Annotated in this window: 14 protein-coding genes; 8 read left to right on the plus strand and 6 right to left on the minus strand. The window is 66.7% G+C overall.

Annotated elements, in window-relative coordinates; translation table 11 throughout:
• Nucleotides 1–36 precede the first annotated feature (36 nt).
• Nucleotides 37–1425 carry an APC family permease gene (locus OHB12_RS14335; RefSeq protein ID WP_327119765.1) on the plus strand — a complete coding sequence of 463 codons (1389 nt, stop codon included), beginning with the start codon at nucleotides 37–39 and terminating at the stop codon, nucleotides 1423–1425.
• A gap of 92 nt (nucleotides 1426–1517) precedes the next feature.
• Nucleotides 1518–2015, plus strand: coding sequence for a hypothetical protein (locus OHB12_RS14340; protein WP_327119767.1), 498 nt, complete (start codon nucleotides 1518–1520; stop codon nucleotides 2013–2015).
• Here OHB12_RS14340 and OHB12_RS14345 read toward each other — a convergent pair whose 3' ends face one another.
• Nucleotides 2016–2468 (minus strand): hypothetical protein, encoded by a 453-nt coding sequence (locus OHB12_RS14345; protein ID WP_327119769.1) that lies wholly within the window; start codon nucleotides 2466–2468, stop codon nucleotides 2016–2018.
• A 514-nt stretch (nucleotides 2469–2982) separates the two neighbouring features.
• Between OHB12_RS14345 and OHB12_RS14350 the strand changes: the two genes are divergently transcribed.
• Complete coding sequence (locus OHB12_RS14350) at nucleotides 2983–3402, plus strand: pyridoxamine 5'-phosphate oxidase family protein (RefSeq protein WP_327119771.1); 420 nt, start codon at nucleotides 2983–2985, stop codon at nucleotides 3400–3402.
• Between the two features lie 98 nt (nucleotides 3403–3500).
• On the opposite strand, the gene OHB12_RS14355 is transcribed toward OHB12_RS14350, so the two are convergent.
• Complete coding sequence (locus OHB12_RS14355) at nucleotides 3501–4709, minus strand: FAD-dependent oxidoreductase (RefSeq protein WP_327119773.1); 1209 nt, start codon at nucleotides 4707–4709, stop codon at nucleotides 3501–3503.
• Between the two features lie 193 nt (nucleotides 4710–4902).
• On the opposite strand from OHB12_RS14355, the gene OHB12_RS14360 reads away from it, so the two are divergent.
• The gene (locus OHB12_RS14360; protein ID WP_327119775.1) at nucleotides 4903–5253 is read left to right on the plus strand and encodes a hypothetical protein; all 351 of its coding nucleotides are present in this window, start codon (nucleotides 4903–4905) and stop codon (nucleotides 5251–5253) included.
• A 106-nt stretch (nucleotides 5254–5359) separates the two neighbouring features.
• Here the strand turns inward: OHB12_RS14360 and OHB12_RS14365 are convergent, their stop codons facing one another.
• Nucleotides 5360–6118: an SDR family oxidoreductase gene (locus tag OHB12_RS14365; protein ID WP_442800041.1), complete on the minus strand. Its 759-nt coding sequence runs from the start codon at nucleotides 6116–6118 to the stop codon at nucleotides 5360–5362.
• A 71-nt stretch (nucleotides 6119–6189) separates the two neighbouring features.
• Between OHB12_RS14365 and OHB12_RS14370 the strand changes: the two genes are divergently transcribed.
• On the plus strand, nucleotides 6190–6540 hold the full coding sequence (locus OHB12_RS14370) for a winged helix-turn-helix transcriptional regulator (protein WP_327119778.1): 351 nt from the start codon (nucleotides 6190–6192) through the stop codon (nucleotides 6538–6540).
• A 107-nt stretch (nucleotides 6541–6647) separates the two neighbouring features.
• Here OHB12_RS14370 and OHB12_RS14375 read toward each other — a convergent pair whose 3' ends face one another.
• Nucleotides 6648–7013 carry a group I truncated hemoglobin gene (locus OHB12_RS14375; RefSeq protein ID WP_327119779.1) on the minus strand — a complete coding sequence of 122 codons (366 nt, stop codon included), beginning with the start codon at nucleotides 7011–7013 and terminating at the stop codon, nucleotides 6648–6650.
• Nucleotides 7014–7288: 275 nt separating this feature from the next.
• Between OHB12_RS14375 and OHB12_RS14380 the strand changes: the two genes are divergently transcribed.
• Together OHB12_RS14380 and OHB12_RS14385 are read left to right on the plus strand one after the other, a co-directional pair.
• Nucleotides 7289–8347 (plus strand): DNA polymerase III subunit beta family protein, encoded by a 1059-nt coding sequence (locus OHB12_RS14380; RefSeq protein ID WP_327119780.1) that lies wholly within the window; start codon nucleotides 7289–7291, stop codon nucleotides 8345–8347.
• A gap of 298 nt (nucleotides 8348–8645) precedes the next feature.
• Nucleotides 8646–9122, plus strand: a complete 477-nt coding sequence (locus tag OHB12_RS14385) for a hypothetical protein (protein WP_327121118.1) — start codon at nucleotides 8646–8648, stop codon at nucleotides 9120–9122.
• A gap of 48 nt (nucleotides 9123–9170) precedes the next feature.
• Here the strand turns inward: OHB12_RS14385 and OHB12_RS14390 are convergent, their stop codons facing one another.
• Complete coding sequence (locus tag OHB12_RS14390; protein ID WP_327121120.1) at nucleotides 9171–10448, minus strand: TIGR03118 family protein; 1278 nt, start codon at nucleotides 10446–10448, stop codon at nucleotides 9171–9173.
• A gap of 200 nt (nucleotides 10449–10648) precedes the next feature.
• Here OHB12_RS14390 and OHB12_RS14395 point away from each other — a divergent pair, with 200 nt between their 5' ends.
• Nucleotides 10649–11146 carry a peroxynitrite isomerase gene (locus OHB12_RS14395; RefSeq protein WP_327119781.1) on the plus strand — a complete coding sequence of 166 codons (498 nt, stop codon included), beginning with the start codon at nucleotides 10649–10651 and terminating at the stop codon, nucleotides 11144–11146.
• A 115-nt stretch (nucleotides 11147–11261) separates the two neighbouring features.
• On the opposite strand, the gene OHB12_RS14400 is transcribed toward OHB12_RS14395, so the two are convergent.
• Nucleotides 11262–12254 (minus strand): LysR family transcriptional regulator, encoded by a 993-nt coding sequence (locus OHB12_RS14400; protein ID WP_327119782.1) that lies wholly within the window; start codon nucleotides 12252–12254, stop codon nucleotides 11262–11264.
• Nucleotides 12255–12325: the final 71 nt, after the last annotated feature.

The raw sequence follows: 12325 nt of genomic DNA on the forward strand, positions 1-12325 counted from the left end.
GGTATCCCCGCCTCAGCTGCCTGGGAAGGTACACGCATGTCCGATCTCACTCGGGGTTCCGCGGCCGGTTCCGGTCCGGAACTGCACCGTGTGATGGGCCCGGGCTTGCTGTTGCTGTTCGTCGTCGGCGATATTCTCGGCACCGGCATCTACGCGCTCACCGGCAAAGTGGCCAACGAGGTCGGCGGCGCGGTGTGGGTGCCGTTTCTGGTCGCGTTCCTGGTCGCGCTCATCACCGGCATGAGCTACCTCGAACTGGTCACGAAGTACCCGCACGCCGCGGGAGCCGCCCTGTATACGCACAAGGCGTTCGGCGTCCAGTTCCTCACCTTCATGGTTGCGTTCGCGGTGATGAGCTCCGGGATCGCCTCCGCATCCACCGCCTCGCGGGCCTTCGCGGCCAACTTCGCCGAGGCCCTCGATCTGGATATCGGCACCGGCGCCGCCGTCACGGTGATCGCCCTGGTGTTCATGGCGGTGGTGGCGGCGATCAACCTGCGCGGGGTCAGCGAAAGTGTGAAGCTCAACGTGCTGCTCACCTGTGTGGAACTCACCGGACTGCTGATCGTCATCGCGATCGGCTGCTGGGCGTTGGGGGTGGGCGACGGCGACTTCGGGCGCATCGTCGAGTTCGACACCGGTGGGCGCACCGCGGTCGGCGGCGTCGTCGTCGCCACCACCCTCGCGTTCTACGCCATGGTCGGCTTCGAGGATTCGGTGAATATGGCCGAGGAGTGTAAGGAGCCGAGCCGGATCTTCCCGAAAGTGCTGCTCGCCGGGCTGATCATCAGCGGACTCAGCTACGTTCTCGTGTCGATCAGCGCGATCGCGCTCGTTCCCGCCGAACTGCTCGGCGAGGGCGACACTCCGCTGCTGAAGGTGGTCGAGATCGGCGCGCCCGGCTTCCCGACACACATCTTCGCCTACATCACCATGTTCGCCGTCGCGAACTCGGCGCTGATCAACATGCTGATGGCCAGCCGCCTGATCTACGGCATGGCCAGGCAGGGTGTGCTCCCGCGGCCGTTCGGCCAGGTCCACGAGACGCGCAGGACACCATACATCGCCATCGTTTTCACCACTCTGCTCGCGCTCGGCCTGATCGTGTTCGTCGGCGAGGTGCCCGAACTCGGCGGCACCACGGCGCTGCTGCTGCTCGCCGTGTTCACCGTGGTGAACATCGCGGTGCTGGTGCTGCGCCGAGATCATGTGCGGCACGAGCACTTCCACACGCCGACGGTGCTACCGGTCCTCGGTGCGCTGACCTGTGGCTTCCTGGTGACACCGTGGACCGACCGCAATATCGAGCAGTACGTCATCGCGGGTGTCCTGCTGGCCATCGGGATCGCACTGTGGGGCGTGAACCACCTGGCCATCCGCTCGATGCGCGCGCAGCCGCTCGCCACCGAACCACCGGCGAAGTGATGGATCACGTTATCCGCCAGCGAATCAGGTGTCGGCGGTTTGTCCGGATCAGCAGATGACTAGTCGGTGACCGATGGGTAAGGTGGGCGCCGATGACCAGCATGGAAGCCCGTTTCGGGGACGCGACCCGGACGGTGCCCCTCCCCAACCCGTGGAACCTGACCGCCTATCTCGCCGCAGTGGCCGCGCACCGCGGCCGCTCGATCAGCCTGCACCCCGTTCCCAGAACGATGCTGGCCGATACGGGGTGCGGCGGCGGAGGCCTGTGGGTAGCGCGTAAACACGACGACCTCATCGTGTACGACGCCGACGCGACCGGCCGAAACGCGGACCACATGATCCTGCACGAAATCGGGCACATGCTGCTCGGTCACGGCCGAGACGGGGAGCGCAGCGGTCCCCTGCCGCCCTCGCTGGCCGTCATCCTGCCGTCGATCTCGCCGCACTCGATCGAACATGTTCTCGGCCGCGGCGAATTCGGGACCGACCACGAGCGGGAGGCCGAGGTTTTCGCCGACATGACCATGGTGTACGCTACGCTGCCGCAGCGGCGAACTCGTTCGTTCCGGCTGTTCGGGCGCGGCAGGTAGCTACCAGCGGTCGTAGCGCCCCTCGGGTAGTCGCCGGGTTCCCGCGAGGAGGTCATCGATCAAATCCTGGTAGCCATCGGCCAATTCGTCGATCTGGATCCACGCGTCGTAGAAGACCGCTTCGGGCGCGTACCCGAGGACGACGAACGCCTGTGTGGTGAGCATGGCCAGTCGGTCCACCATCCTTCCCACGGTCTCGCTATGTTCGGGCGCGCGGGAATCCGGAATCGGGGTGGCCAGCGTGACCCAGCGGTCGATGCCACGCGCCAGTTGTAATCGGCGCCGGTCGAGCTTGCCGGACCGGACGGCCGGGGTGCGCTCGCGGACTTGGTGCAGCTGGGCCAGTTCCCCCGCCACATCCAGCATGGGGTGGTCCAGGTGCGGCAGGCCGCGGAATGCCGCCAGCAGCAGTTCTTTTCCGGGTATCGCCCGGTCGTCGGCCGTCTGTGTCACTGCAGCGCTCCCATCCCGACCGGGCGGGCGCGATCCGGTCGCGCATCCGCCGGTCGCGTCCTCGACGCCCCGTCTCGCCGGTGTCCCGGCACCTCCCATACCAGCCACACCAGCCAAGCGTGACCGAGACCGGCACTCCGCGCGTCGAATTCACCCACTTCCGCGAATCCGACACGCCCATCGATCGCAAAGCCGGTGCGCGCTCGACAACTGACTTCATAGCAAACACCCAGTGACAGTATGATATCCCGCGTCATTGACGCGATGTACTGGGACTACTCCCAGCAGGGTCGACACGCCAGCCAATCTAGGACGAGTCAGGCAAACGACGCTTGGTGGTCGCGCGGGTGCGGCGAGCCCGGCTTCGGCAGGCCGCCCCCGGGTTACCGGCGAGCGCACCGACGAAGGCATCGACCGCCGGCGGGTCGAAGCGGCCGGCCGGACAGGTCCGGAAATACTCCGACGTTCCACATGGTTGTCGGTGTGAGTTCTGCCGACCCGAAAGGATCATGCGATGCCGAAGATGACCAGCGAAGAGCGCGAGGCATTCCTGGCTGAACTCCATGTAGGGGTGATCGCCGTCGAACGAACGGACCGGGCGCCACTGTCGGTACCGATCTGGTACTCCTACGCACCGGGCGGCGAGGTGCTCGTCTGGACCGAAACCGGGTCGGTGAAGGAGAAACTGATCCGCGCCGCAGGGCGCTTCTCCCTCACCGCCCAGGTGGAGCAGCCGCCGTACCGGTACGTCACAGTGGAAGGCTCGGTCACCGGCATCGAGCCGGCCACCGACGCCACCGTACGCCCCATCGCCGTTCGCTACCTCGGCGTGGAAGCCGGCGCGGATTTCGCCGAGCAGAACACCACGTCGAACTCGATCCTCATCCGCATGCGCCCGGAGCGATGGCTGAGCACGGATTACTCGAAGGAGTAGTGCGTCTGGCACGTCAGTGCCGCGAGTACGAGACGCGGAGGCGGACCTTCAACGAAGTCGCAGATCACGGCCACCGCCCGCATCCGCACATACCGGGCCTAGTTGTTCGCGCGTTGGACGGCGCGTTGAACCAGGCCGCGGATGCCTGGGAGCTGGATGGCGCGAAGCATCAGTTCGCCGGCCCAGACGTGAGCTCTGGTGGGCGGGGCGAAGCGGCTCATTCCCTTGCGGGCCAGTGCCTGTCGTTTGCGAACTTCGGGGCGCAGAGACGCTTCCCATTCGACCAGTGCTGCGGGGATGTCATCGGTGTGCGCGGCCACGGCGGCGCCGAGCCGGTCGGCCCCGTCTAGAGCGAGGGCCGCGCCGTAGCCTGCGAATACAGTGACGCACCAGGCCGCATCGCCGAGCAGAACGACTCGGCCATGACTCCATCGGTCCATCACGACTTGGCTGACGGAATCGAAATAGGCGGACGCGGAGTCGGCCCCGAGCTGGCGGAGCGCGTCGGAGACGCCCCGGCCCAGATCTCCGAAGGCCGCGGTGAGCGCCGGTACCGGCCCGAGAGTCGATTCGGCCTCCGGGTCAGGGCTGCGGTAGGCGAAGAACGCCGAGGACCGTCCCGGCCCCAAGTTCATCACCGCCGCCGTCCGTCCGGGTCCGATGAATGTCGTGCCGACTCCCTCCGGCACCTGCTCGGGAACCTCTGCCAGCGGGAACGCTCCCACCATGTGCCCCAGGTTCACCAGGCAATCGGTCTCGATATCGAATACGAGGTCGCGGATTCGGGAGTGCAAGCCGTCGGCTCCGACGAGGAGGTCGGCTCGCATGGAGGAGCCGTCGCTCAGCGCGATGTGGATCTCGTCGGCATTCTGGGTGATGGCCTGCACGGTGGTGCCGAAACGGATTGTGACGGCATCGGCCACCGCCGCGTACAACACCGACTCCAAATCACCACGAAAGATAGTCAGCGCCCGATCGCCGACAGCGGCTTGCGCGACGGCAGCAGGCACCGTGAACTTCTCCCGGCCATCGGCATGGACCACGACCGAGGTGAAGAAGCCGATATCGCGCGGAGCCAGCGCCGACAGCAGCCCTAGCCGCTCCGCGGCGTCGTATCCCGGCCCGTGCAGGTTCACCAGGTAGCCACTGCTACGACGAGCCTGGGCACGTTCGACTATGAGCACGTCCCAGCCCTCCTTGTGAAGCCGCAGCGCGGCAGCTAGGCCAGCGATACCGGCGCCCACGACAACCACCCGCTTGACCTGCGCCTCGCCGGGGCGCTGCACCGCATCCTCGATACCTGTCACTGCCACTCCTCAATCCGTTCAGTATCAGCGGAAGCTCACCTGACCATCAGCCGCCGCTTGCGTCAACTATTAGTTGACGATCCGCCATTCGTCAACCTATCGTTGACGAATGGGACTTCGGCATTGGTGCGACCAGAGACTTCTCCACTCGACATGCACGGCCTGGCCGCCGCGGCCGGAGTCGTCACTGCCCATGGCGGGCCGCCCTGCCACGCGACGTGGTCACGTCGAGGCGATCAGGTTCGCCGCGTGTCGTGATCGGGCGCCGGTCTCGCCGGTGCTCGCCGTCAACGGCGAAAACGACCAGTTCATCCCGCTCGCCGACACCGCCGTGTTCGCCGACCTACCCGGCTGCGAAGCATGGGTGGTCCGCGACGCCACCCACTGCGCCGCCGAAAAGATCAACACCGTCATGCCGGCAGCGTTGATGTGGATGATCGCACGACTCACCGGCCGCACCTCCGACCGACTGAAAGCGGCCGCACTCGAGCCACTCGCCGCCCGTCTACTGACCCACGAATACCCACCAGGCCGACACCCATAGGCACGAGCTGGCCACGCTCTTCCGACGCGGCCGAGAGCACCAGCCCCGGGGGGCACAGCGCGGACGACGGAACCGCGCCGGAATTTCTGCGCGCACTTCCAGGCGCTCAGACGGTTATTTCTCGCCCGTCGAGGTAGTCCTGACCACCGATATACGTGGTGTGGCCCGGATCGTCGGAGCTGGCGGTGGCCTGGGCGACGGCGGTGGCGAATTCCGTTACCGTGGGCAGGGTTCCGTGGTCGCGGCGGGCTGTGACGGCGTCGGGGTTCCGGCGCTCCAGGAGTTGGACGATGATCGTGCCGTCGATCATGTCGCCGGAGACGACGTGCAGGGCAATGCCGCGGGCGGTGAGCTCCGGGATCATGGCGCGCAGCGCGTCCTCGCCCGCACGTTTGCTCGCGGCGATGGGCTCGTACTCGGCCGGGACCGGCTTGCGACCGTGGAAGTGCGCCTGATGGCTGGTCACGAAGACGACGCGGGCGCCGAACGGCATGTGCGGCACGGCGAGTCGCACCAGTCGTTCCTGTGCGTCGCGGTTGAGCGCCATGGCGTAGTCGGGTCCGGCGTTCAACTCGAGCCCGCCGGAGGCGTTGAGCACCAGCACATCCAGGCGGCCGAACTCCTCGACGATCCCCGCGACGAGCGCACCGGCGGAGTCCGCGTCGGCGATGTCGGCGCCCGCGGTCGACGCACTGCCGCCCGCGTGCCTGATCGAGTCGGCCAGGGCCTCGGCCCGCTTCGCTTTCTCGCGGTAGTTGACGACCACGTGGTCGCCGCGTGCGGCCAGCACCCGCGCGGTCTCCGCGCCGATCCCGCGGGAGGCGCCTGTGATCAGAACGATTCGCCGTCCAGCCGTGTCGTCCACCGTCACCCTCTCGATCCCGCCCGGGCACCCGAGCTCGTGCTTCTATTTCAGAACTACTATGGTGATTCTAAATGAGAAGCACAAGCGAGACAAAGCCACCCAGAGGCCGGGACCACCCGGCGACCGCGCCGGCGCTGGCCGCGATGGACCTGCTCGGCCAACGTTGGATGCTGCGCATCCTGTGGGAGCTGGAACCCGAACGCCTCGGTTTCCTCGAATTGCGCCGCCGCATGGGCAACTGCTCGTCGAGCATGCTCTCGGCGCGGTTGCAACACCTGCAATCCGCGGGCTTGATCGCGAAGAATCCGGACAAGTCCTACGAATTGACCACCGCGGGAACCGAACTCGGCGCAGCACTGGAATCCGTCTGGGAGTGGTCACGACGGTGGCGAGTGTCGCCGACCGACCCGCAGCCCGACTGAACATGAGGTCGGGTGACGTCGACTTGATGCCGTTGTCGACCAGGCAGAAGATCGCGTCCACGATGACTCGCCGGCGGTCTGCCTCCCGCCGGCGAGTGCTTGCCGGGTTATGCGGTGACGATATCGTCGGCGAGTCCGGCGATGGCGCCGATGATTTCGTCGGTTGTCGCCCGCGGGACACCAGCGGCGAGCAGCGCGTCGGCCAGGTGCCCGGCGACGAGCCCGAACTGTTCGGTGGTGATGCCGAGGTGGCGGTGCACGTTCTTCATCGACGCACCGGTGTACGGATCGGGACCACCGAGTGCGGCCGCGAAAAACTCGACCTGGCGCTTCTCGAGCCGTTCCAGGTCAACGCCATCGAACTTGCCCGCGAGCGCGTCGTCGGCGAGGACAAGTTGGTAAAAGTCGCTGACTACGACGGTGATGGCGGGCGTGCCGCCGATCTGGTCGTAGATCGACTGTTCGGTGGTCATGTACTGCTCCTCGCGTTGATCACTGATCTCACTGATCGGGTTTTAGCGTAGCCAACTCCTCTAAAAAGCGCCGCCGGATAGCCAGTGGTACCGGTTCCGATCAGCAAATGATGGGCGCGGAGGCGGCCTTCGATGTTTCGGCTCCTCGCGACGGATTCCCACTCCACTGCGGACGAAACGGCCGCGCCATTCGAGCCCGTTCAGCATCTCCGCGCACGAACAGACGGCGATGGCGCGGTTGACCTTCGACCTGGTTGAGACTCCATGATGACCGGGTGGCGAGTTCGGAATTCGAAGGGTTGATCACGATCGGCGTGCTCGCGCGGGCCAGTGGGCTCACCGCGAGCGCGCTGCGGTTCTACGACGACTGCGGTCTGCTGATCCCGGCCCGGGTCGACCCGCTCACCGGGTACCGCTACTACCGCCAGGCCCAGCGCGAACGGGCGGCACTCATCCGGCAGTTGCGCGCGATCGACCTACCGCTCGAAACGATCGCGCAGATCCTGTCCGGCGACCCGGCCGTGGCTCGGCGACTACTCGACCACCATGTGGACGACCTGGCACGACGAGCACGCGAGGCCGCGCGGATCGTCGCGGCAGTCAAAGAGTCGCTCGAAACGAGCCCGCACGTGGCGATTTCCGCGACCGTGCTCGCCGAGGCATTGGGGCAGGTCCGCGCCGCCGCGGCCCGAACGCGGGAGATCCCGGCGCTGGCAGGCGTTCTGGTCGAGGCAGGCGCGAATGCGCTGACGCTTACCGCGACCGACCGCTACCGGCTTTCGACGCGCACCCTGGTGCCGCACCGGCAGCACGGCGGCGCCTGGTCGCTCGTGCTCGACCCGGACGGACTCGCTCCGATCACCGCCTGGCTGCGCGACGTGAACGAAATCGTCGCCACCCCGACGGAGCATGCCCTGATCCTGACCGGGGACGGCGCCGAACATCGACCCACCGTCATCGATGAACCCTTTCCCGACCATCGCGCCGTGCTGTCGAGACTCGGCCCGGTGCGCACCAGAGTGGTCGTCGCCCGCCATTCACTGCTCGAACTGCTCGAAAAGGCAGAAGCCACAGTGCAATTGGCGATCGATCAGACCGGCATCACGACGTTGGACAGTAGCCACCTGCCCGCCACTGTCACCGGCTCCCCCGTCACCCTCTCGTTCGCCCCTGCGACGCTACTTCCCGCCGTCCACACCGCACTCGGCCCCGACCTGATGCTCGACATCGCCGCCGCCGACCGGCCGGTGGTCCTGCGCTCCGCCATCGACGGCGACCTCACCACCCTGGCCATGCCCACCCGGCCCGCCACCGCTCAAAACGAGAACACGTGACACCCGCCCGAGAAGCCAGACCATTGCCGCCACCTCGCCGGCGAGTGGTGCGGACCGGGCGCCGACTGCTGCTGCCGTATCAGCGCCCTCATCCGGAGCACCCTCCGTGGCCGCCACCCCTGGCATCGATGAGCACACCACCCATGAGGTCACGCTCAGCCAGGACGTCCGCCGGACCACCACCGCCGGACCTGCACTCCGCCACCGACTGCGACCTCACCAACTACCCGCAACCGACCTCACCCCTACCCGCAACCACCGCATAGGAGAACTCGTGACCACTCGGACCGACGACACCATGGCCGCCATTACCCGCGCGGTCGCGCTCGGCCACGAGGGCCGCCCGGACGACGCGCGCGAGACCTTGCTGACCCTCTGGACTTCGCTCGGCCCACAGGGCGACCCGCTGCACCGCTGCACCCTGGCCCACTACCTGGCCGACCTGTACGACGACGCCGCCGAGGCGCTCACCTGGGACGTACGGGCGTTGGACGCCGCAGCGGATCTGTCCGACGACCGCGCCCGCCGCTACGACGGATCGCTGCACGTCGCCGCCTTCTTCCCCTCGCTGCATCTCAACCTCGCCGACGACTACCGCAGGCTCAGCTCCTTCACCGCAGCGCAGCGCGAGATCGACGCCGCCCGCGCCCGCCTGCACACGCTCGGCGACGACGGCTACGGCGCGACCATCCGCACCGCCGTCGAGGAGGTCGCGTCGGCAATCCGTGACCGGCGCACCGAACCTCGGGCGTCGGCGCCGACGGGAGGCCGATAACGCACAGCGGCCCGCGCCGTCGGGCGCGGACCGCTGTGTGGAACAGGCTTACTTCGAACGGAACTTGCCGAAAAGGCCGTCCTTCTCGTCCTCCGGGCCCGCGGTGAAGTAGAGCGAGTCGGCGTCGCCGAGGCTTTCACCGTTGCCGAACATCAGCGCCCACAGTCCTTCCACCGCGACCGGCTTGCCGTCACCGTCACGCAGGTAGTCGACGAACTTGCCGGTGATGTCGTCGTAGGCCACCACGTGACCCGCGCCGCCGAAGTTGCCGACCAGCAGTTTGCCGCCAAGCGGGCCGAAGTCCTCGGGCGCGAGGGTGACCGCCCACGGCGCGTTCAGGTGCTTGCCGTCGTCCAGGATGCGGACCAGCTTGCCGTTGGCGTCGAACTCGGCGACCTTGCCCTTGTCTGGCTTGCCGTTCGTGTCCTTCTCTTGGTCCTTGTCCAGCGAATCCTCCTCGCCCGCGTCGAACTCGGTCGCGTCCTTCTCGTCGGGCTTGGTGGCGGCGTAGGAGACGAACACGCGGTTGCCGACGGTGGCGACGTTGAACGGGGCGGGGTCGCCCGGCTTGGCCTTCTTGCCCTTTTCCGGCGCGGCCGCGTCGATGGCGTCGCCGGTGGCGAACGGGTTGGCGAAACCGACGGTCGGGATCGGCTGCCAGTTCCTGTCGAACATCCGGACCTGCGGATCGGTGCCGAAATCGGCGGCGAGCAGCGTGTCGCCGGACGGGGCGAGCGCGATGCCGAAGAACTGCATGCCTTGCGGCTGGCCGTCGAAGACCAGGTTGGCCGGGCCGTCCCGCCGCACGATCTGTCCGTCGAGGCCCTGCTCGGTCCACGCCGAGATCTTGCCGGAATCGGTGGCGAAGATGAACCGCGCCGAGCCGTTCAGCAGCTGCGGCGCGCCGTCCACGTCGACCGGCTGGTCGCGCACGACGAACAGGTCGGAGGTGATCGGCGCCGGGTTGAACACCACGCCGGTGGTCTTGCCCGCACTGCTGTCCGAGGTGTCGGCGTCCGCGCCGGGGATCGTGACGATCTTCAGCGGGTCCTGGACGAGCTTCTGCACGTGCGGGTCCGCGGACTCGGTGACGTCACCGACGAACTGGAACGATTTGCCGCCCGCCCCGACCCAGAAGTGCCCACCCGCACCCTTCGGCCGGTCGGCCAGACCCCAGGCGTTCACCATGTCGGGGAAGGTGAACTCCGCGTTGTAATCGGCTTCGTTGGCGGCAAGATTGGTTTGGACGTATTTGTTGCCGTCGAGACCGGGCACCTCGTCGGCGTCCGAGTCCGAGCAGGCGGCGGCGACCAGCGCCACGCTCAGCACCGACACCCGCAGCAGACCGTTCCTGGCCCGCGACCGCGGCGCACCGCCGCGGCGCAACACACTCCAGCGTCCGTTCAACTTTCCTGTTCCTTTCCGACCACACACCACCCTTGGCGATTAGGCGATGCTAACCTTAGCGCGAACTAATTTCTGGACTAACAGAGCGGCCCACGAAGTACGGGTTTAGGCTGTGCGCCGTGGTCCAAACCCAATCGCCGATAGCATTGCATCCCGATATCGCCTTGCTCGCACCACTGCTCGGCACGTGGCGCGGCGAAGGACATGGTGAATACCCGACCATTCAGCCATTCGGCTATGTCGAGGAAATTCGATTCGGCCATCTGGGCCGTCCGTTCCTCACCTACCGGCAGAAGACCCGCGCCGGCGACGGCGGGCGCCCGATGCACGCCGAAACCGGCTATCTACGCTGCCCACGGCCCGACCGCGTCGAATTGATCCTCGCCCACCCCACCGGGATCACCGAAATCTGCGAGGGCTCGCTCACCGTCGACGGCGACCATGTGCAGATGGAATTGAACTCCACCAGCATCGGCCGCAGCAGCACCGCGAAATTCGTGACCGCACTCGGTCGGACGATCCGCCTGTCCGGCGACACGATCGACTACACATTGCGCATGGCGGCAGTGGGCGAACCGCTGCAGCACCATCTCAGCGCCACCCTGCATCGGGGTTGATTCGGCCGCGCGGGCCGATAGAATTCCTGGCGAAACGCCGCCAGCTCTCCGAACGCGCCTTTATTCGCAATGATCATCGCAGCCTTTGGATCGATCCTTTTCCTGTGGCCCGTAGCTACAGCGAGTTGCTCAGGAAGAGGGCGCGGTCGGCGTTCGGTATCCAGCAATCGGCTGCGACGTCGCTGTTGTAGCTGTCCCGGAAGTAGCTGATCAGGTGAGGTAGGCCGGGGTGGGTATTGGTGTTGTCCCACAGCAGGGCATGCGGGTACGCCGGGATGGGGTCGACGATGGGTACGCGCCGAATGTGTGGGTGCCATGGCGCTATGAAGCCGTCGCCACTGAAGGTGGCCAGGGTGTCGGAGGCGGCGATCCGGTCGATCAGGATGTCGATGGCAGCCGGCCCACCTGTGCTGTCGACTTCTCCGAGCGCTTCGGCTCGCCGCGTGGTGTCGATGGCGATGCCGCTGAATTCGCTGAGATCCTGATAGTAGTCGGACCATTCGGAAGGAACCGAGGCACCGGGCACCCAGACCCGGAAAGCGCCGATGTCACTGAGGGTGACGGCTGATCGGCAGACCAGCGGATGGTCGCGTCCGACCAGTAGGTGCAAGGGCTCCAAATACGCTGGGGCGGAGGCGATCACATCCGGAAGCGGTCGAGGGCCGCCGTACGCTCGGGCGAAGGCCGCGTCGGCGCGGCCGCTGAGCAGCGCATCGCGTGAGGTGGTGAAGGCGTTCGACAGGACGATCTCGGTGTCGGCGCTGGGATGGCGGTCGAGGTAGAACCGCAGGGATTGCATCGCGACCTGTCGCTCACCGAGGACGGCGACCCGTAGTGGGCCCGGGTTGTCTCGTATCGACATGACCGCCTCGTCGGCGGCGGCCAGTAGCGATCTGGCATGCGGCAATAGCCTGGCACCGGCGATTGTCGGCCTGATTCCGGTGCGTACCCGTTCGAACAGCATTGTGCCGAGTTGGGTTTCGAGTTTGGTGATGCGCTTCGAGATCGCCTGCTGGCTGATTCCGAGCAGATCGGCGGCAAGGCTGAATTGCCGCTGGTCGACAGCGGCGACGAACGCCCGAACGGCTCCCAGATCAAGATCTGTCATCACTCTCCCTTAGCACAACCATCGGTTGTGAATACTAGCGTGTCTCTTGTTCGACTAGTGCGGTCTCAACT

This window comes from Nocardia sp. NBC_01730, assembly GCF_035920445.1.
GTDB lineage: Bacteria > Actinomycetota > Actinomycetes > Mycobacteriales > Mycobacteriaceae > Nocardia.

Coding starts and splice junctions, on each gene's coding strand:
- OHB12_RS14335 (WP_327119765.1), top strand. CDS start 37: ATGTCCGATCTCACTCGGGGTTCCGCGGCCGGTTCCGGTCCGGAACTG.
- OHB12_RS14340 (WP_327119767.1), top strand. CDS start 1,518: ATGACCAGCATGGAAGCCCGTTTCGGGGACGCGACCCGGACGGTGCCC.
- OHB12_RS14350 (WP_327119771.1), top strand. CDS start 2,983: ATGCCGAAGATGACCAGCGAAGAGCGCGAGGCATTCCTGGCTGAACTC.
- OHB12_RS14360 (WP_327119775.1), top strand. CDS start 4,903: ATGGCGGGCCGCCCTGCCACGCGACGTGGTCACGTCGAGGCGATCAGG.
- OHB12_RS14370 (WP_327119778.1), top strand. CDS start 6,190: ATGAGAAGCACAAGCGAGACAAAGCCACCCAGAGGCCGGGACCACCCG.
- OHB12_RS14375 (WP_327119779.1), bottom strand. CDS start 7,013: ATGACCACCGAACAGTCGATCTACGACCAGATCGGCGGCACGCCCGCC.
- OHB12_RS14385 (WP_327121118.1), top strand. CDS start 8,646: ATGGCCGCCATTACCCGCGCGGTCGCGCTCGGCCACGAGGGCCGCCCG.
- OHB12_RS14400 (WP_327119782.1), bottom strand. CDS start 12,254: ATGACAGATCTTGATCTGGGAGCCGTTCGGGCGTTCGTCGCCGCTGTC.